Origin of the sequence: Streptomyces shaanxiensis (assembly GCF_039537145.1) — a bacterium.
GTDB classification, from domain to species: Bacteria; Actinomycetota; Actinomycetes; order Streptomycetales; family Streptomycetaceae; genus Streptomyces; species Streptomyces shaanxiensis.
On record NZ_BAAAZY010000027.1, the window covers coordinates 45,834 to 63,910 of the forward strand.

An 18,077-nucleotide genomic window follows, 5' to 3' on the forward strand; every position below is an offset into this window, starting at 1 on the left:
GCCCTTACGCCCGAGGGGAGCAGGAGCCGTAAGCCCTACTTGCCGAACGCCAGATAGGCCACCGCCGCAAGGACCGCCACGGCGGCGACGATGCCGAGGATCAGGCCGATGCGGGGGCCGCCGGAGGAGGCGGCCTGCTGCCGACCGCCCTGCGGGCCCTCGTCGACGAACGCGCGGAACATCTGGGTGCTGCCTGCGGGGTCGTGGTTGCCCTGGGGGCCCTGGGTGTTAGCCATGGCCTGAGACCCTAGCGAATCCGCCCGTTCGGCCCAAGTGCGGACCCCGCCCCTGCACAGGGGGTCACAGGACCCACCCCACCTGCACATTTACGGTCGCAATACTTGCCTTTGCCAAGTTTTTGCGGCTCACACCCCTCCATTTATTTGCCTGTAGCAACCAATCGCTTCTATGGTTGCCCAAAGCAACAAATACGGGAGGTGTGATGGCCGAGCAGGCGCAGTACGAGGAGCTGGTCCGCCAGTTCAGCGCCTTCGGCGTCGTGAAGCGGGAGATGGGACGGACGCTGCCGTCCGACTGCCCCGCGGCTTCCGCCGCCGTACTGACGTTGCTGGCCCGCCACGGAGAGATGCGCATGAGCAAGCTCGCCGAGCTGCTCGCCGTGGACATGTCGGTGACCAGTCGCCATGTCGCCCACGTCGCCGCGCGCGGCTGGATCAGGCGCTCCCCCGACCCGGCGGACAAACGCAGCCGCATCCTGCACCTCACCCCGGCCGGTGAGGACCGCCTCCGGGAGATGTCCCGGCGGACCGCGCAGCTGCTCGCCGAGCGGCTGAGCGACTGGACCGACGAAGAGGTCGCCCAGCTCACCCGGCTCATGGCCCGGCTGAGGGCCAGTTTCGACGACTTCCGTACACCCGCGATCACTCAGTAACAGCCCCCGAGCCACAGAGCCGGCGAGCCAGTAAGAGAAGGAAGCCCATGGCAACGACCACACCAGCCGGTGTGCGGGCCCACGCCAAGCATTCAGGAGGCCCGTCCGCCCACGGCGCTCCGATGTCGCACCGGCAGATCATGGAAGCGCTGACCGGGCTGCTGCTCGGCATGTTCGTGGCGATCCTGTCGTCGACGATCGTCTCCAACGCCCTGCCCGACATCATCAAGGACCTCGGCGGCGGCCAGAGCGCCTATACCTGGGTGGTGACCGCGTCGCTGCTGGCGATGACCGCGTCCACACCGCTGTGGGGCAAGCTCGCCGACCTCTTCTCCAAGAAGCTGCTCATACAGCTGGCCCTCGTCATCTTCGTCGCCGGGTCCGCGGCGGCCGGTCTCTCCCAGAACCCGGCCATGCTCATCACGTTCCGTGCCGTGCAGGGCATCGGCATGGGCGGGCTCTCCTCGCTGGCCCAGATCATCCTGGCCGCGATGATCTCCCCGCGTGAGCGCGGCCGGTACAACGGCTACCTCGGCGCCACGTTCGCCACCGCGATGGTCGGCGGCCCGCTGATCGGCGGTGTCATCACCGACACCGACTGGCTGGGCTGGCGCTGGTGCTTCTACGTGGGCGTGCCCTTCGCCGTGATCGCGCTCGTCGTGCTGCAGCGCACCCTGCACCTCCCGGTCGTCAGGCGGAAGGTCAAGGTCGACTGGGCGGGCGCCTTCTTCATCACCGCGGCGGTCTGCCTGCTGCTGGTCTGGGTGACCTTCGCCGGTGACAAGTACGACTGGCTGTCCTGGCAGACCGGCGCGATGACGGGTGGCGCGCTGGCGCTCCTGCTGATCTTCGTCTTCGTCGAGACCAAGGCGAGCGAGCCGATCATCCCCCTGCGGCTGTTCCGCAACCGCACCATCACCCTCGCCTCGCTGGCCTCGCTCTTCGTCGGCATCGCGATGTTCGCGGGCACGATCTTCTTCAGCCAGTACTTCCAGCTGGCCCGCAACGAGTCGCCGACCATGTCCGGCGTCCTGACGATCCCGATGATCGTCGGCCTGTTCATCTCCTCGACCGTCTCCGGCCAGGTCATCACCCGCACCGGCCGCTGGAAGGCGTGGCTGCTGGCCGGCGGTGTGCTGGTGACGGCGGGCCTCGGCCTGCTGGGCACGATCCGCTACGACACCGAGTACTGGCACGTCGCGATCTTCATGGCCCTGCTGGGTCTCGGCGTCGGCATGATGATGCAGAACCTGGTCCTGGCCACGCAGAACCAGGTGGACCCGAGCGACCTGGGCGCCGCCAGCTCGGTGGTGAACTTCTTCCGCTCCCTCGGCGGCGCCATGGGCGTCTCGGCCCTGGGCGCGGTCCTCAGCCACCGCATCACGCACTACGCCGAGGAGGGCCTGACCAAGCTCGGCGTGCAGGGCTCCTCCGGCCACGGCGAAATCCCCGACCTCGACGCACTGCCCGCGCCCGTCCGCACGGTCATCGAGAGCGCGTACGGCCACGGCGTAGCGGACGTGTTCCTCTACGCCGCGCCGATCGCCTTCCTCGCCCTCCTGTTCGCCCTGTTCATCAAGGAGGTCCCGTTGAAGACGAAGGGTGCCCTGGCGCAGGCCGCCGAGCCGGAGACTCCGGAGGCCGCCGAGGTTCCGGCGCCGGCCGCCGCGCAGGAGAGGGTCCCGAGCTGGGCCGTCACCTCCTCCGACACCCAGGCCGCTCCCGACGGCACCCAGAAGCTCGCCGCCGTCGCCACGGTGGCACGGCCCGAGGAGCCCGCCGGTTCGTCCGGTGGTGTCCCGGTGCGCGGCTTCGTGCGGGGCGCCGAGAGCGCGCCGGTGCCGCAGGCGGCGGTCACGCTGATCTCGCTGGCCGGACGGCAGCTGGGCCGGTCGGTGGCGCAGGCCGACGGTGCGTACGCCGTGGACGCGCCGGGCGCGGGCTCGTACGTCCTGATCGCCTCCGCCGACGGCTTCCAGCCGCAGGCGTCCACGATCGTGGTGGGCGGCGACGAGCCGGTGGCGTACGACATCCTGCTCAGCGGCACGAGCGGCCTGACCGGTCTGGTCCGGGCCGCGGGGAGCGCGCTGCCGGTCAAGGACGCCATGGTGATCGTCACCGATGTCCGCGGCGACCTGCTGGCCACCGCCGCCACCGGTGAGCAGGGCGAGTTCGGCTTCGCCGAGCTGGTGCCGGGTGCCGTGACCGTCGCGGTGAACGCCGCCGGGTTCCGGCCGCGCGCCCTGCCCGTCGAGATCGGCGGCACGGGGGTGACCCGGATCGAGGTGGACCTCGACGCCGGCGCCCAGGTCCAGGGCGTCGTACGGGCGCCGCACGGTCCGCTGGCCGACGCGCGGGTGACGCTGGTCGACGCGGCGGGCAACGTCGTCGGCACCGCCACCACCGGCGCGGACGGGGCGTACGCCTTCACCGACCTGGACGGCGGCGAGTACACGGTCATCGCGACGGGCTACCCGCCGGTGGCCACCGCCCTGACGGTCACCGGCCGCGGCGCCGACGACCACGACATCGAACTCGCCCACCCCGGCGAGTAGTCGGGCCCCGGCCCGTGGTGAGGCGGCGCGCGCTCTGAGCGGAGGCGGTGCCGCCCGCCACGGGCCGGTTTCTTTTGAGCTTGTGAGGAGTACGTGAGATGGGACTGACCGCGAGGATCCGTACCCGGGACGGATGGGCCGTGTCGCACGCGGTCGTCACGGTGACCGACATGACCGGGACGCAGGTGCTGCGGGCCGAGGCGGACGCGGAGGGAGCCGTACGGGACGCGATGCCGCTGGCGGCGGGGGCGTACACCGTCATCGTGACCGCCGTCGGATACGCCCCCGCCGCCGCGAGCGCGATCGTGACGGCGAGCGGCCGGGCCGAGGTCGGCACGGTGACGCTGGCCCGCCAGGGCGGCACGGAACTGCCGCCGCCGGGGCCGTGGACCATCGACCCGGCGCACTCGTCCGTGGCCGCCGTCGCCCAGCACCTGGGCATCTCCAGCGTCCGGGGGCGTTTCACGGAGTTCACGGGAGCCGTCGAGATCGCGCCCGACGACGTCACCAAGTCCCGGGTGGAGGCGGTCATCAGGGCCGACTCGATCGACACGGGCAACGCCATGCGGGACGGGCACCTGAAGTCGCCGGACTTCCTGGACGTGGAGAAGTACCCCGAGATCACCTACCGCTCGACGGGCGTCACGGCTGCCGCCGGCTCCGACCGCTGGACGGTGCACGGCGAGCTCGGCATGCACGGCGTCGTACGGCCCGTGGACCTGAACCTGTCCTACCTCGGCACGGGAGCCGATCCGTGGGGCGGGACACGGGCGGCGTTCCGGGCGACGGCGGAACTGCACCGGGACGACTTCGCGATGAACTACAACCAGGTGGTGCAGGCGGGGATCGCGGCCATCGGGACGACGTTGAAGGTGGAGTTGGATGTTCAGGCGGTGCAGGGGGAAGGGCTCCCTCAGGCGTGACGCTGCGGGGCAGGACTGCTTGTTCTGACGTGGAGCGTGCCCGGCACGGCAACGTGGCTTGTGGCCAAGTACGAGTAGTCGGTGCCGTCGACTCGTAGTGCTGCGAGCGAGGCCGCCGCAAGGCTACGCACGGCAGGGTCACGCTGAGACGGACGCCCAGCGCCTACGCTGAGCCCATGGCACCGAACATCGCGACCAACACCCGCGTCTCGCTCGAAGAGTTGCTCGACTTCGTACGGCCCCGTCATCGCGCCATCCTGCTGACCCGGCGGGCCGACGGCAGCCCGCAGGCCTCGCCGTTGACCTGCGGGGTCGATGATTCGGGGCGGATCGTGGTCTCCACGTATCCCGAGCGGGCCAAGACGCGGAATGCGAAGCGGGACTCGCGGGTCAGCCTGCTCGTGCTGAGTGACGACTGGAACGGGCCCTGGGTGCAGGTCGAGGGGACGGCGGAGGTCATCGACTCGCCGGATTCCGTGGAGCCGCTCGTCGAGTACTACCGGAACATCGCCGGGGAGCATCCGGACTGGGACGAGTACCGGGCGGCGATGGTGAAGCAGGGGAAGTCGATCATTCGGGTGACGCCGGAGAAGTGGGGGCCGGTGGCTACGGGTGGGTTTCCTGCGCGGCTTGTCGAGGGTGACGCCTGAGACCTGTCGACACAGCCCCGCGCCCCTCAAGAGGCGCTGCGCTCCACCATCGCCTCGATGCCCGCCACCAACAGGTCCAGGGCGAACTCGAAGTCCCGCTGCCACATCTCCTCGACCGTGTCGCCGCCCCGCGCCTCCATCAGTTCGGCCGACTCCTGGACGATGTCGGCGGCCTCCGGGGACTGCGTCACCGTGCTCATGGCGTGCTGGAAGTAGTCGTCGGGGGTCATGCCGAAGGCCGCGCTGCGGGCGATGAAATGGCCCTCGATCGTGCCGAAGCCGTACACGAACTGGAAGACGGCGGAGATGGCGGCCACGAGGCCGTGCGCGGGCAGCCCGGTCTTGCGGATGATGCGCTGGACCAGGCGGGAGAAGGCGAGGCTGTTCGGGCCGATGTTGACGTAGGTGCCGATCAGCGGCGACAGCCACGGGTGGCGGACCAGCAGGTCGCGGTACATGCGGGCCAGCGCGCGCAGCTGGTCCCGCCAGTCCTCGTCGGCCTCCGGGTCGGGCAGCGTCAGTTCGCCGAAGGCGGTGTCCAGGGCGAGTTCGAGGAGGTCGTCCTTGGTGTCGACGTACCAGTAGACGGACATCGCGGTCACGTTCAGCTCGGCCGCCAGCCGCCGCATGGAGAACTTGGCCAGCCCCTCGGCGTCCAGCAGCCGGACCGTGGTGGCGGTGATGCGGTCACGGTCCAGGCCGGAGGGCTGTCCCCCGCCGCGTCCGCTTCGGCGTTCCTTGCCCTCCAGCCAGACGCTGGTCCGCGCGGACTCCCCGGCTGCCCTGGCCATGGCGCACCTTCCTCGACGTTCTGATGCTGGTCATGCTAAGCGCCCCCAATGGGGCGCGGGGAACTGCGCGACCAGCCACAATGAGGCCCGCAGTCGCACAACTACCCAGCGCCCCGAGCTCCTAGGCGCCGGCCCGCTCAGCCCTGCGCAGCAGACCCGCCGCCACCAACCCTCCGGCCAGCACAGCCCCCGCCCCCACCAACTGGCTGGTCTCCAACCCGGAGGCGAACGCATCGGTGATGCGTCCCTTCTCCTCCGCCGACCCCGCCGCCGCCAACGCCCCCGGCAGGGAACTCGCCGCCACCGGAATCAACGCCGCGAACCGCGAGTTCAGCACAGCGCCCAGCACCGCGACGCCCAAGCCCTGCCCGAACTCCGCCACCGTGCCGTTGATACCGGCGCCGACGCCGGCTTTCTCCGGCGGGATCGCGCTCATGATCGCGTGGGCCATCGCCGGGCTGGCGATCGCGGCGCCCACGCCGATGAGGACCAGCCCGAGCAGCGTGCCCGGATACCCGTGCTCGGTGAGCGTGGCGATCGAGACGAGGCCGGCGGCCATGGCCGTCATGCCCAGCCCGATGGCGACGGGTGTCCCGAGCTTGCCCGACCACTTCGCCGCCACTCCGGTGAAGTTCAGGGCGACGATCATCAACGCCAGCGGCGCCGTGCGCAGCCCCGCCTCCAGGGGGCCGTACCCGAGCACGAACTGCATGTGCTGGGTGAGCAGGAAGAGCGATCCGCCCATGCCGAAGGCGATCAGCACCGCGCCGGCCACCGCTCCCGTGAACCGGCGGTTCCTGAAGAAGTGCATGTCGAGCATGGGATACGGGATCCGGCTCTCCCAGTACGCGAAGCCGGCCAGCACCACGACCGCGACGGCCGCCGACGCCAGCACCCTGCCGGACGTCCAGCCGTGCTCGGGGCCGGAGATGATCGCGAAGACCAGGGAGGACATGCCGATCGTGGAGAGCACGGCGCCGAGGAGGTCGGGTCGGTCGCCCTGCGGGTTCTTCGACTCCGGGACCAGGATGACGACCGCCACCAGGGCGAGCGCCGCGACCGGCAGATTGATCAGGAAGATCGCCCCCCACCAGAAGTGGTCCAGCATGAAGCCGCCGAGGAGCGGTCCGGTCGCGAAGCCCAGCGAGTTCACGGCCGCCCAGATGCCGATCGCCTTCGGCTGCTCCTCCAGCGTGAAGATCTGCATCGCGACGGCGAGTGTGGTGGTCATCAGCAGTGCGCCGCCGATGCCCATGCCGGCCCGGGCGGCGATCAGTTGCCCGGAGCTGTCCGCCAGTCCGGCCACCAGCGAGCCGACGCCGAACAGGACGAGGCCCACGGCCAGCATCTTCTTGCGGCCGTAGCGGTCGGCGGCGCTGCCCGCGGTCAGCAGCAGACCGGACTGCACCAGTGAGTACGCGTTGATCATCCACTGGATGTCCGAGGTGGCGGCGCCCAGTTCGCTGGTGAGCGAGGGGATCGCCACGTTCAGGATCGTGTTGTCGAGCAGCACGGTGAGCTGCGCGAGACAGATGACACCGAGGATCAGCCAGCGTTGGGGGTGACCGCCCGGTGACTGGGGCTGCGGCTGGGGCTCCGGCTGGGCCGGGGCCTGTTCCTGGGGGGACGTCGTCATGCTGTACACCGTAGAACACTTCCTATACGGCGTACAACGGAGATACGAAGAGGGGGCGGTGGACCGAGCCACCGCCCCCTCACCAGAGACCGTCAGCTGCCGTCAGCCGGCGCTCTTGGGCTGCGTCAGGTCGTAGAACGTCGTGCCGTCGACCGTCACCGACTCGAAGTTCTCCTGGACCCAGGAGCTGATCTGCGAGGAGGTGCCGTCGCTGCTGCCACCCATGCCGCCGCCGCTGCCACTGGCGATGAAGTAGTGGATCTTGCCGTCCTCCACGTACTTCTTGAACTCGGCCGGCGTCGGGGACGGGTCGGTGCCGTTGAAGCCGCCGATCGCCATCACCGGGTCGCCGGTGGAGAGCTGGTAGCTCGCCGCGTTCTGGGCGCCGATGGCCGCGGCCGCCCAGGTGTAGTCACCGGCGTTCTTCTCCAGCAGCGCCTTGGCCTCGTCGCTGACGCTGGCGCCGTTGAGCAGGCCGCCCATGCCACCACCGCGACCCATGCCGCCGCCGTCGCCCATCTGACCACCGCCGGGCATGCCGCCCTGCTGGTTCTGGCCCTGGTTCTGGCCCTGGCCCTGGCCCTGGGTGTTGCCGTTGCCGTTCTGCTGACCCTGCTGGTTGTTCTGCCCCTGCTGACCCGGCATACCGCCACCGGGGAAGCCGTTGCCGTTCTGCTGGCCCTGCTGGCCCTGCTGGTTCTGGCCCGGCATGCCGCCCCCACCGGGACCGCCGCCCATGCCGCCGCCTCCGCCACCCGGGCCGCCCCGGCCGCCCGCGACCGCCGGACCGGCGGTGACGATCGAGCCGGTGTGGCCCTCGTTCACCGTGGTGAGGGTGTACGCGGTCGGGCCGGCCAGCGCTGCGGTGAGGCCCAACCCGACGACGGCCATGGTCAGTTGACGCCCCAGCTTGGAGGCGAAGATCAGGCCCAGCGCGGCGGCCAGACCGCCGACCAGGACGAGCCACTTCAGCCAGGGCAGGTAGTCGGTGGAGCGGTTGAGCAGGACGTAGCCCCAGACCGCGGTGGCCGTCATCGCGGCCGCGAGGCTCAGCGACGCCCACGCCGTGTCGCGCTTCTCCCAGAGCAGCGCCGCGCCCATGCCGATCAGCGGGGCGATGTACGGGGCGAGGGCCACCGTGTAGTACTCGTGGAAGATGCCCTGCATGTAGCTGAAGACCAGCATGGTCGTGATCAGCGCGCCGCCCCAGACCAGGAACGAACCGCGGGTCACCGACGTACGGCGCGCCTTGCGCGTGGCCACCAGACCCGCGACCAGCAGGATCAGCGCGGCCGGGATCAGCCAGGAGATCTGGCCGCCGATGCTGGAGCTGAACAGCCGGTCCCAGCCGGTCTCGCCCCAGTTGCCGCCGCCGTTGCCGCCGCCACCGCCGCCGACGCTGCCGGTCTCCTCACCGTTGAGCCGGCCGAGGCCGTTGTAGCCGAAGGTCAGCTCCAGGAAGGAGTTGTTCTGCGAGCCGCCGATGTACGGGCGGGAGGAGGCGGGCCACAGCTCGACGATCGCGACCCACCAGCCGCCGGAGACGACGATCGCGACCAGGCCCGCGGCCAGCTGACCGATCCGCTTCTTCACCGACACCGGCGCGCAGACCGCGTACACGATCGCGAGCGGCGGCAGGATCAGGAAGGCCTGCAGGGTCTTGGCGAGGAACGCGAAGCCGATCGCGACACCGGCCCACACGAGCCACTTGGTACGGCCGTCCTCCAGACCCCGGATGACGAAGTAGCAGGCCACGGCCATCAGCAGGGCCAGCATCGCGTCCGGGTTGTTGAACCGGAACATCAGCGCCGCGACGGGGATGAGCGCGAGCACGGCGCCCGCGATCAGGCCGGCCGCGGGGCTGAACCGGCGGCGCACGGCCGCGTGGACCACGGCCACCGTGCCGACGCCCATGAGGACCTCGGGCAGCAGGATCGCGAACGAGCTGAGCCCGAACAGCCGCACCGACAGGGCCATCGGCCACAGGGAGGCCGGCGGCTTGTCGACGGTGATGGCGTTGGCCGCGTCCAGGGAGCCGAAGAAGAAGGCCTTCCAGGACTGGCTGCCGGCCTGGACGGCCGCCGAGTAGAAGGAGTTGGCGTAGCCGGAGGCGCTCAGGTTGTAGAGGTAGAGGGCGAGGGTGGCGAGGAGCAGGCCGAGGAAGGCCGGGCGGGCCCAGCGCGGGTCCTCGGGGCGGCCGCGCCACAGCCGCCGTACGAAGGGCTGCTTGGGTTCACCGGAGTCGGGGGCCGGTGTGGCGGCGGACGGAGGTGCCGGGGGGCGCCCCCAGGCGCCGGGGCTCGTGCCTCTGCCCTGTGTCGTCGTCCGGTCGTAGTGGATGGTCATCGGGAGTCCCTCGGGTCGGTGTTGTGCGGGCGCACCGGCTGCAGTCGCACGGTGGTGTCCCGCCAGGTGCCGTCCGCGGCTTCACCGGCGCGGAACTGTGCGGTTTCGTCCGTGTGGTGCGGCGCGCCCTGCGCCACCGGGCGCTGCGGGAGCGGGCCGTAGTGGGCAGCGGGCTGCCCGGCCATGGAGTAGCTCGGCGAGGACGGGTCGGGGCCCGGCAGGTCCGAGGCGACGACCGTCGAGTCGGTATCGCGTCGGTCCGGGAACACCCACGCCCGGAAGAGCAGGAAGCGGAGCACGGTCGCCGCGAGGTTGGCGGCGATCAGGACCGCGAGTTCGGTGGAGTGCGCCGGGTTGCTGCTGGCCGCGTTGAGGGCGGCGAGCGAACCGCTGGTCAGGGCGAGGCCGATGCCGAAGACGACCAGGCCCTGCGCCTGGTGCCGTACGGCGCCACCGCGGCCGCGCACCCCGAAGGTCAGACGCCGGTTGGCCGCCGTGTTGGCGATCGCGGAGACCAGGAGGGCGAGCGCGTTGGCGATCTGCGAACCGGTGAAGACCCGGAAGCCGCTGTAGAGGAGCAGGTAGAAGAGGGTGGACAGGCCGCCGACGACACAGAAGCCGACGAGTTGGCGGGCCAGGCCCCGGGGGACGTCCTGGACGTCGCGGTCGCGGGGGTCGTCACCGAAGGGGCGGGTGAGCCGGTCCAGCGGCAGAGCGCCGGAGGCGAGGGCCTTGCCGACCCGCCACACACCCTTGAGGTCGTCGGTCGCCGTCTTCACGATGTGGACCGTGGAGTTGGGGTCGTCGACCCAGTCGACGGGGACTTCGTGGATACGGAGCCCGGCCCGCTCGGCGAGGACGAGCATCTCGGTGTCGAAGAACCAGCCGGTGTCCTCGATCAGCGGCAGCAGCACCTGCGCGACATCGCGCCGGATGGCCTTGAAGCCACACTGGGCGTCCGAGAAGCGGGCCTGGAGCGAGCCGCGCAGGATGAGGTTGTACGAGCGGCTGATGAACTCCCGCTTCGCCCCGCGCACCACGCGCGAGGAGCGGGAGAGACGGGAACCGATCGCGAGGTCCGAGTGACCCGAGATCAGCGGCGCCACCAGGGGGAGGAGCGCGTTGAGGTCGGTGGACAGGTCCACGTCCATGTAGGCGAGGATCGGGGCGTCCGAGGCGGACCAGACGGCCCGCAGCGCCCGGCCGCGCCCCTTCTGCTCCAGCCGGAAGGCCCTGACCTCCGGGAGCTCCGCCTCCAGCCGCTGGGACACCTGGGGGGTGGTGTCCGTCGACGCGTTGTCCGCGATGGTGATGCGGAACGCGTACGGGAACGTGCGCTTGAGGTGATCACGCAGTCTCAGCACACACGGCTGGAGGTCCTTCTCCTCGTTGTAGACGGGGATCACTACGTCCAGGACAGGCGTACCGGCGTCGCCGGCCGGGAGGTGCTCCCGCGCCGGCAGGGTGCCGGGAGAAGAGTCGGTTCGCATGGAGCCGACTTTCGTCAGGCGCCCTGTTCCGCCCATGTGGTGACGCTGTGCTGTGCCTGTGAGTGCTGTTGCCAGCTCATTTCGGGGCTCGGCGGCGTCGGGAGCGCCGGCAGATGCACCGTGAACACGGTGCGTCCGGGCACGCTGTCGACGGTCACGGCACCGCCGTGCGCGGTCGCCACGGCCTGCACGATGGCCAGGCCGAGGCCGGTCGAGCCGGTGGCACGGGAGCGCGCGGAGTCGCCGCGCGCGAAGCGTTCGAAGACGTGCGGGAGCAGATCCGACGGGATGCCCTGGCCGTTGTCCTCGACATCCACGCACAGCCACGGGCCCCGCCTCTGGACACGGGCCGTGACCGTCGTCCCGGGTGGGGTGTGGTTGCGGGCGTTGCCCAGGAGGTTGACGAGGACCTGTTGCAGGCGTGCCGCGTCGGCGGACACGAGCGCGGGCTCGTCGGGCAGGTCGAGGCGCCAGTTGTGGTCCATGCCGGCCGCGCACGCGTCGCTGATGGTGTCCACGACGAGCGGGATGAGGTCGGTCTGCTCGAACTGGAGGGGGCGTCCGGCGTCGAGGCGCGCGAGCAGCAGCAGATCCTCGACCAGCAGCGTCATCCGGCCCGCCTCGGACTCGATACGGCCGAGCGCGTGCCGGGTGTCGGGGCCGACCTCTTCTCTGCCGCGTCTGGTCAGCTCGGCGTACCCGCGGATGGAGGCGAGGGGTGTCCTGAGCTCATGACTGGCGTCGGCCACGAACTGGCGTACCCGCGTCTCGCTCTGCTGGCGGGAGTGCAGGGCGCCGTGGACGTGGTCGAGCATGCGGTTGAACGCGGCGCCGACCTGGCCGACCTCGGTGTGCGGGTCGGTCTCGGACTCGGGGACGCGTTCGCTGAGATTGACCTCGCCGGTGTGGAGGGGGAGTTCGGATACGCGGGTCGCCGTGGCGGCGACCCTGCGGAGGGGGCGGGTGGCCACACCGACGATCACCGTGCCGGCGATACCGGCGGCCACGAGGGCGGCGGCGGTGACGCTGGCTTCGATGAGGATGAGGGTGCTGAGGGTGTTGTCGACGCTCTCGGTGGGGATGGCGACGTAATAACTGCGGGTGCCGTCGGCAGTCGTCCGGTACTCGACGCGGTAGCTGCCGAGGCTGTCCAGGTCGACCGTGTGCTTCTGGTCGTCCTGAGCAACCTGGTTGAGTGCCGCTTCCTGGGCTTCGGTGAGGTTGTCGGCCTCCATACCGAAGTCGGCGGTGGAGCTGTCGTCCGTCTTCCGGCCGATCTTGGCATCGGTGATGCTGCCGTTCTGGACCAGGGCGATGATCGTGCCGGACGAGCCCGGGCCGCTGGCGCGCTTGGCGAACTCCTCGAGGTTGAGGGGCAGCGCGGTCCTGACGACCGTGTCGTCCTTGTCGGGGTCCTTCTTGCCGGGTTCGTCGCCGGGCGGCTTGCCGGTGGCCCGGTTGACGGCCTCGGTGAGCTGGGTGTCCAACTGGCCGTACAGATGGGTCCGCAGCGCGATGGTCGTGACCGCACCGATCACCGCACACACCACGGCGATCAGCAGCACCGACGCGACGACGAGCCGCGTCCGCAGCGTACGCGGCTGACCCGCCCGTCTCTTCTGCGTACGCGGCCGTCGTCGCCCGCTCATGACGCCGCGGGCTTGATCAGGTAGCCGGCGCCGCGCCGGGTGTGGATCATCGGCTCGCGACCGGCGTCGATCTTCCGGCGCAGGTAGGAGATGTAGAGCTCGACGACGTTGGCCTGCCCGCCGAAGTCGTACGACCAGACCCGGTCGAGTATCTGGGCCTTGCTGAGCACGCGCCGCGGATTACGCATCAAGAACCGCAGCAGCTCGAACTCGGTGGCGGTGAGGTGGATGCCCTCCCCGGCCCGCGACACCTCGTGGCTGTCCTCGTCGAGGGTGAGGTCGCCGACGACGAGGACGGAGTCCGAGCGTCGGTCGGCCGCGCCGGAGCGCCGGATGAGCCCGCGCAGCCGGGCCACGACCTCCTCCAGGCTGAACGGCTTGGTGACGTAGTCGTCGCCACCGGCCGTGAGCCCGGCGATACGGTCCTCGACGGCGTCCTTGGCGGTCAGGAACAGCACCGGGACGTCCGGCAGCTCCCGCCGCAGCCGCCCGAGGACCGTCAGCCCGTCCATGTCCGGCAGCATCATGTCCAGGACGACGGCGTCGGGCCGGAACTCACGCGCGGTCTGGACGGCGCCCTGGCCGTCCCCCGCACTGCGGATCTGCCAGCCTTCATAGCGAAGGGCCATGGACAGCAGTTCGGTGATCGACATCTCGTCGTCCACCACAAGCACTCGGACGGGGCTCCCGTCCGGCCTCAGCAGTTCGGTGCGCCCCTGGGGCGAGGTCGTGGTCATGCTGGAAACAATGTCGGGGCCCTCTTAGAACACGCTTTCCACAACCTGTGAATCTCCTAAGAAACGCACAGGAGACTCTCAGGGGGCGCTTGGGTGATCGATACGGGAGGCCTGTCGGCCGGGTGGTGGAGGTGGAAGGCCTTCTGTTGGAACTGGCAGGTCAGCGCGGGGGTGTGGGCGGCCCACACAGCGCACGTTCACGTCGCGGACAACGCTGCCCTTGATCTCGGGCCGGGGTCTCCGGCGCCGTAAGGAACCTGCCCCGTCCCTGTCAGGCAGCCGTACTGCCGACCATGAGGATCTGATGGCGATGCTGCCGCCGTCGATCTCGTAGGTCGCCCTGTAGGCGCCGACGCGCAGCCGCCTCAGGCTGGTGGTGCCGAGCTTGCTGCTCGCGGCGGGTTCGGGGTCGTGAGCGAGGACGTTGATTGCCTTGACGAGGGGCTTTACGGCGTCGCCATCCCGGGCCCGGAGCCGTTTGAGGCCTTCGGAAGCGGCCCGCTCCCAGATGATCGTGTAGCTCAACGGGCCCCGGCTCCAGCGATGATGGCGTCAATCTCGGACTGGGTGGACGTCGGGCCCCCAACGGCCCGCGCGAACAGGGACACGGCAACGTCGGCGAAGTCGATCGCCTCCTCGCGCGCACCCTCATCGGGGGCGGAGTCGGCCAGCGCCTGGGTCCACCAGTGGTTGAGGAAAGCCTCGAAACCGCCGGAGTCCGCGAGGGTGCCCAGTTCGGTGTAGAAGTCGGCGCGGTGGTCGAGGCGCAGAGCGGTTCCGATGCCGTCGATCGTGCGCTGGACGACGTCGCCAGTGAAGCCAGTGGCCTCCTTGGCCTCAGCCACCGCGCCCTGCCACTCGCCTGCCATCCACGTCTCCTTTCTCCGCGCGGTCACGGTACCGCCGCGGCGCCTCCGGAGACGGCTGAGCACGCTACCCATCGAGGCTCCTCGGAACGTCGAGTTCTACCCAAACGGCCTTGCCCACGGTGAGCTTCTCGACCGCCCATCGATCGGCATAGGTACGGACGAGGAGGAGCCCACGGCCGAACTGGTCGGAGGTCTCGGCGGTGCGGGTGATCGGGAGCCGTTCACCCCTCGGATCGCTGACGGCGATCCGGAGCGCCTTGCCGGTAAGGGACGTCTCGACGCGGAACAGACGGTCCCGCAGGCAGCCGTGAAGTAAAGCGTTCGTGCACAACTCGCTTGTCAGTAGCGCTACGTCGTCGGCGACGCCGGAGTGGCCCCAGTCGACGGCGAGTTGGGCGACGCGTCTGCGGGCGAGGGGGATGTTGCAGGGGTACGGGGTGTAGCTGACGAAGTCGTAGCGGTCGTAGGCCGTGCTCTTGACCTTGGGGTTCGGGTTTACGGGAGGGCAGGAGTCGGTCCCGGGGTCCTCCGGCGGATGGGGGGAGGTTGGGGTGGCTTCGCCGTGCAGGCAGCATGGTGCACTTCCGCCAACTGGTTTCGCTTAGTTGGCGATTGAGTACCGACGGTAGCCGCCTGACGAGGTAGACAGCAACACGGTTGGACAGAAATATCGCTGCCCCGTCTTTGTGGTTGCTGCCTTGTGACCTCAGACTGGAGCAACTGATCGGGAGGGAAGGCGACATGGCAGGCAGGAACCCCGACCGCGGGAAGACGATCACAACCGTTCTGGGACGGCGCCTCGGCGGGGAACTACTGCGTATGCGCGAGGCGTGCGGCCTGCGTCAGACACATGCTGCCGAGGCGTTGACTGCGTCGGTCACCAAGGTCGCAAAGATCGAGCGCGGCCAGGTGCCGATGCGTGACCCCGACGTCAGGGCTCTGTGCCACCTGTACGGCGAGAAGGACGAGGCGGTGATCGGAAAGCTGCTGGCACTTGCGAAGGCGGACCGGGACCGGCGCAAGGCCAAGGGCTGGTGGAATCAGTACCCACAGCTTGCCGCCATGGTCGAATACGTGGCCTTGGAGGACATCGCCACCAGCATGCGCACGTGGGAACTTGCTTTCGTTCCCGGGCTTTTGCAGACGCCGGACTACGCGCGTGCGGTGGCGGTGGGTGCCGGATCGTGGGAAGACCCGTGCGAAATCGAACCGTTCGTGGAAGCGAGGCTGACCCGCCAGGCACGGCTGCGGTCGGATCGCCCTCTGGAGCTGTGGGCTGTGATTCATGAAGGTGCGCTGCGTCAACTCGTCGGCGGCCGTGACGTAATGAGGCGGCAGCTGGGCCACCTGCTCGACATGGCCGCCTTGGACACCGTGAGGCTTCAGGTGGTGCCGTACCTCACCGGAGCCAACGCCGGCATGATCGGAGCCTTCAGCATCGTCTCGTTCGGCGAGCCCGGAGCACTGGACGTCGTACATATGGACGTACCTTCTTCTACTCTCTGGCTGGAGAGCGAAGAGGACGCCGCCAGGCACGGCCGCATCTTCGACCGCATCGCACGGGTCGGTTTGGCGGAGCGCAACGCTCTCGACCTGATCGAAACCATCCGCAAGGAGATGTCGTCCGGTGACTGACTTCGAGTTCGCCAAGTCCAGCTACAGCGGCGGAGACGCGGGCCAGCAGTGCGTCGAAGTCGCCCGCAACATCCCCGGCGCGATCGCCGTCCGAGACTCCAAAGACGCGGACGGACGAATACTCAAGCTCACGCCGGAAGCCTGGACGGTCTTCCTCAAGGAACTGTGAGCCGTGCCGTACTTCGAGTTCGTCAAGTCCAGCCACAGCAGCGGCAATGGCGAGTGCGTCGCAGTCGCCCGCAACGCCCCCGGTACCGTGGCCGTCCGAGACTCCAAGGAACCGGACGGTCCGATACTCCAGCTCATACCCAGCGCCTGGACCGCCTTCCTTCGCCTGGTCTCACCGCACCCCTGAAGCGCCCTCCGGCGAGGTCGGCATCTCACTGGGCAGGTGGCGACCCGGCTGCTCACGCACCCGCTCGAACCCATTGCTGTGCTCGACCCTGGCGATGTGCAGCGAGTACCGCTCGTACCAGTGCGCACGCCCGTACTCCTTGGCCGCACGGTGCTCCGCGTGCTCACGCCACCGCTCGATGCCGGCGAGGTCCCTGAAGTAGGCGACGGTGATTGACAGACCGCCCGGGGTGCGGGCGGAGTCCTCGCCGAGGAAGCCGGGGATCTCCTTGACGAGGTCGCCCATGCGCTGGGCGGTCGCGCCGTATCCGCCGTCACCCTCAGTGCGTACGGAGGTGAACACGACGGCGTAGTACGGAGGCTCATGAGCAGGGGCAGGAACTGGGACTGGGGCGACAGGTGCAACGCGGTGATCGCTCATGTCACCCACGGTCGGCTCCCGCACCCCACGGCGTCCAGGTTCCTTGCCAAAAGGGATCCGAGAGGGATCCAACTCTTTACTGTCACCACTCCCTCCTGCCTGCCTACCGGAAAGGGATGTTGAGCCAGGGACTGCCCGGGTCGGACATCAGGATCCGATGCACGGTGACCATGTTCCTCGTACCAGCTGCCGAACTTGTCTTTGTCGAACTGCAGACAGCGGCCGAGGATGAAGCCGGCCGAGAAACCCCTGCCAGGACTCGTAGCGCCGGGCCGCGAGTCGTCCGGCTTCGACGACGGCGGCTTCGGCCTCCGGCAGCTCGCAGTAGCGGGTGCTCAGGCCCCGGCGCGCCATGCAGGAGGCCCGGCCGAGGTCCCAGGCGTCGGCGGAGGTGACGTACTGGTTCTCGCCGAGGATGCCGTCGGCACGCATGCGGGCCTCGTAGCGGGAGATCCGGCCAACGAGTTGCTGGACGACCTTGACCCGCGCCTCTGTCTCAGCCTCGGGGACGGGCATGGTCCTGGTCACGCCGTCGGGGGTGAGGAGGATCTCGCCCTCCGCCCGCGCGCGCAGGACCCGGGCGGCTGCATCGCACCAGTGGCCGGTCTCTGCATAGCCGCCGAAGTCACGGGCGATGGTGCGGCGCTGGCCGAGGGCGAACTCCCAGACCGGGTTGGCACCGTCGGTGGCCAGGCGCAGGAGCTGCACGCCCGTCGGCTCCATCCATCCCGGAGCACCCGAGCCGGCAGACACCGACGCCCACATGTGACCCGACCGTACTGAAGATCAGAAAACCGCTCGACGCAAGGGAATCTGCATCCCATTATGGAAAATCGCTGAACTATCCTTCCTTTTCGACATTTGCAGCAATCCCAGATGCCCGCAAGGCGTTCGCCAGCCTGCTGAGCTCCACCAGGGTGCCGGATCGCCCTTCGCTACGCAGCTCATCGGCTGCCCGTTTGGCTGCCGAAATGGTCACTCCCTCGAAATCTCGCATCACCTTCATGATTTTCGCTGCCACATTTTCCGCGTGCGAAATTCGCAGGAGCGACTTTCCATTGGCTGCGATAATTGCGTTGCGAACGTAAGCCGGAGAGGGTCCGACCCCTCCCTCATGCCAGGCCTCGCC

Annotated in this window: 18 protein-coding genes; 7 read left to right on the forward strand and 11 right to left on the reverse strand. The window is 69.4% G+C overall.

Going from position 1 to position 18,077, the window contains the following annotated elements; genetic code table 11:
- Positions 1–35: 35 nt before the first annotated feature.
- Positions 36–236 (reverse strand): hypothetical protein, encoded by a 201-nt coding sequence (locus tag ABD932_RS37600; RefSeq protein ID WP_250087824.1) that lies wholly within the window; start codon positions 234–236, stop codon positions 36–38.
- Between the two features lie 206 nt (positions 237–442).
- Between ABD932_RS37600 and ABD932_RS37605 the strand changes: the two genes are divergently transcribed.
- From ABD932_RS37605 to ABD932_RS37620, 4 genes are all read left to right on the forward strand, one after another.
- Entirely contained in the window at positions 443–892 is a 450-nt protein-coding gene (locus ABD932_RS37605) for a MarR family winged helix-turn-helix transcriptional regulator (protein WP_345020105.1), read from the forward strand.
- A gap of 122 nt (positions 893–1,014) precedes the next feature.
- A complete protein-coding gene (locus ABD932_RS37610; RefSeq protein ID WP_486389374.1) occupies positions 1,015–3,447 on the forward strand; it encodes an MFS transporter in 2,433 nt (810 codons plus the stop codon).
- Positions 3,448–3,545: 98 nt separating this feature from the next.
- On the forward strand, positions 3,546–4,370 hold the full coding sequence (locus ABD932_RS37615; protein ID WP_345020109.1) for a YceI family protein: 825 nt from the start codon (positions 3,546–3,548) through the stop codon (positions 4,368–4,370).
- 176 nt (positions 4,371–4,546) lie between these two features.
- Positions 4,547–5,020: a PPOX class F420-dependent oxidoreductase gene (locus ABD932_RS37620; RefSeq protein WP_345020111.1), complete on the forward strand. Its 474-nt coding sequence runs from the start codon at positions 4,547–4,549 to the stop codon at positions 5,018–5,020.
- A gap of 26 nt (positions 5,021–5,046) precedes the next feature.
- Here the strand turns inward: ABD932_RS37620 and ABD932_RS37625 are convergent, their stop codons facing one another.
- From ABD932_RS37625 to ABD932_RS37660, 8 genes are all read right to left on the reverse strand, one after another.
- Positions 5,047–5,811: a TetR/AcrR family transcriptional regulator gene (locus tag ABD932_RS37625; RefSeq protein WP_345020113.1), complete on the reverse strand. Its 765-nt coding sequence runs from the start codon at positions 5,809–5,811 to the stop codon at positions 5,047–5,049.
- Between the two features lie 121 nt (positions 5,812–5,932).
- Positions 5,933–7,447, reverse strand: a complete 1,515-nt coding sequence (locus tag ABD932_RS37630) for an MFS transporter (RefSeq protein ID WP_345020115.1) — start codon at positions 7,445–7,447, stop codon at positions 5,933–5,935.
- 102 nt (positions 7,448–7,549) lie between these two features.
- A complete protein-coding gene (locus tag ABD932_RS37635; RefSeq protein ID WP_345020117.1) occupies positions 7,550–9,793 on the reverse strand; it encodes an ArnT family glycosyltransferase in 2,244 nt (747 codons plus the stop codon).
- Positions 9,790–11,283, reverse strand: coding sequence for a bifunctional glycosyltransferase family 2/GtrA family protein (locus tag ABD932_RS37640; RefSeq protein WP_345020119.1), 1,494 nt, complete (start codon positions 11,281–11,283; stop codon positions 9,790–9,792). The genes ABD932_RS37635 and ABD932_RS37640 overlap by 4 nt, the downstream gene beginning before the upstream one ends.
- 14 nt (positions 11,284–11,297) lie before the next feature.
- On the reverse strand, positions 11,298–12,932 hold the full coding sequence (locus ABD932_RS37645; RefSeq protein ID WP_345020121.1) for an ATP-binding protein: 1,635 nt from the start codon (positions 12,930–12,932) through the stop codon (positions 11,298–11,300).
- Positions 12,929–13,669, reverse strand: a complete 741-nt coding sequence (locus ABD932_RS37650) for a response regulator transcription factor (protein ID WP_126393368.1) — start codon at positions 13,667–13,669, stop codon at positions 12,929–12,931. Before ABD932_RS37650 ends, ABD932_RS37645 begins: the two co-directional genes overlap by 4 nt.
- A 521-nt stretch (positions 13,670–14,190) precedes the next feature.
- Positions 14,191–14,538 (reverse strand): hypothetical protein, encoded by a 348-nt coding sequence (locus tag ABD932_RS37655; RefSeq protein WP_345020123.1) that lies wholly within the window; start codon positions 14,536–14,538, stop codon positions 14,191–14,193.
- Positions 14,539–14,602: 64 nt separating this feature from the next.
- Positions 14,603–15,106: an ATP-binding protein gene (locus tag ABD932_RS37660; protein ID WP_345020285.1), complete on the reverse strand. Its 504-nt coding sequence runs from the start codon at positions 15,104–15,106 to the stop codon at positions 14,603–14,605.
- A 173-nt stretch (positions 15,107–15,279) separates the two neighbouring features.
- Between ABD932_RS37660 and ABD932_RS37665 the strand changes: the two genes are divergently transcribed.
- Genes ABD932_RS37665 through ABD932_RS37675 form a run of 3 tightly spaced genes read left to right on the forward strand, consistent with a single transcriptional unit; the run spans position 15,280 to position 16,528 of the window.
- Positions 15,280–16,173, forward strand: coding sequence for a helix-turn-helix domain-containing protein (locus tag ABD932_RS37665; protein WP_345020125.1), 894 nt, complete (start codon positions 15,280–15,282; stop codon positions 16,171–16,173).
- The gene (locus ABD932_RS37670; RefSeq protein ID WP_345020127.1) at positions 16,166–16,342 is read left to right on the forward strand and encodes a DUF397 domain-containing protein; all 177 of its coding nucleotides are present in this window, start codon (positions 16,166–16,168) and stop codon (positions 16,340–16,342) included. The genes ABD932_RS37665 and ABD932_RS37670 overlap by 8 nt, the downstream gene beginning before the upstream one ends.
- Before the next feature lie 3 nt (positions 16,343–16,345).
- Entirely contained in the window at positions 16,346–16,528 is a 183-nt protein-coding gene (locus tag ABD932_RS37675; RefSeq protein WP_345020129.1) for a DUF397 domain-containing protein, read from the forward strand.
- Here ABD932_RS37675 and ABD932_RS37680 read toward each other — a convergent pair.
- Together ABD932_RS37680 and ABD932_RS37685 are read right to left on the reverse strand one after the other, a co-directional pair.
- Positions 16,514–16,870 carry an antibiotic biosynthesis monooxygenase family protein gene (locus ABD932_RS37680; protein ID WP_345020131.1) on the reverse strand — a complete coding sequence of 119 codons (357 nt, stop codon included), beginning with the start codon at positions 16,868–16,870 and terminating at the stop codon, positions 16,514–16,516. The two genes, ABD932_RS37675 and ABD932_RS37680, sit on opposite strands and share 15 nt — an antisense overlap.
- Before the next feature lie 225 nt (positions 16,871–17,095).
- Entirely contained in the window at positions 17,096–17,656 is a 561-nt protein-coding gene (locus ABD932_RS37685) for a DUF1266 domain-containing protein (protein WP_345020133.1), read from the reverse strand.
- Positions 17,657–18,077: the final 421 nt, after the last annotated feature.

Excerpts from the sequence above, each read along its gene's own strand:
- ABD932_RS37635 (WP_345020117.1), bottom strand. The coding sequence starts at position 9,793 with ATGACCATCCACTACGACCGGACGACGACACAGGGCAGAGGCACGAGC.
- ABD932_RS37615 (WP_345020109.1), top strand. The coding sequence starts at position 3,546 with ATGGGACTGACCGCGAGGATCCGTACCCGGGACGGATGGGCCGTGTCG.
- ABD932_RS37655 (WP_345020123.1), bottom strand. The coding sequence starts at position 14,538 with ATGGCAGGCGAGTGGCAGGGCGCGGTGGCTGAGGCCAAGGAGGCCACT.
- ABD932_RS37665 (WP_345020125.1), top strand. The coding sequence starts at position 15,280 with ATGGCAGGCAGGAACCCCGACCGCGGGAAGACGATCACAACCGTTCTG.
- ABD932_RS37640 (WP_345020119.1), bottom strand. The coding sequence starts at position 11,283 with ATGCGAACCGACTCTTCTCCCGGCACCCTGCCGGCGCGGGAGCACCTC.
- ABD932_RS37630 (WP_345020115.1), bottom strand. The coding sequence starts at position 7,447 with ATGACGACGTCCCCCCAGGAACAGGCCCCGGCCCAGCCGGAGCCCCAG.
- ABD932_RS37620 (WP_345020111.1), top strand. The coding sequence starts at position 4,547 with ATGGCACCGAACATCGCGACCAACACCCGCGTCTCGCTCGAAGAGTTG.
- ABD932_RS37610 (WP_486389374.1), top strand. The coding sequence starts at position 1,015 with ATGTCGCACCGGCAGATCATGGAAGCGCTGACCGGGCTGCTGCTCGGC.
- ABD932_RS37605 (WP_345020105.1), top strand. The coding sequence starts at position 443 with ATGGCCGAGCAGGCGCAGTACGAGGAGCTGGTCCGCCAGTTCAGCGCC.
- ABD932_RS37645 (WP_345020121.1), bottom strand. The coding sequence starts at position 12,932 with ATGAGCGGGCGACGACGGCCGCGTACGCAGAAGAGACGGGCGGGTCAG.
- ABD932_RS37600 (WP_250087824.1), bottom strand. The coding sequence starts at position 236 with ATGGCTAACACCCAGGGCCCCCAGGGCAACCACGACCCCGCAGGCAGC.
- ABD932_RS37625 (WP_345020113.1), bottom strand. The coding sequence starts at position 5,811 with ATGGCCAGGGCAGCCGGGGAGTCCGCGCGGACCAGCGTCTGGCTGGAG.
- ABD932_RS37650 (WP_126393368.1), bottom strand. The coding sequence starts at position 13,669 with ATGACCACGACCTCGCCCCAGGGGCGCACCGAACTGCTGAGGCCGGAC.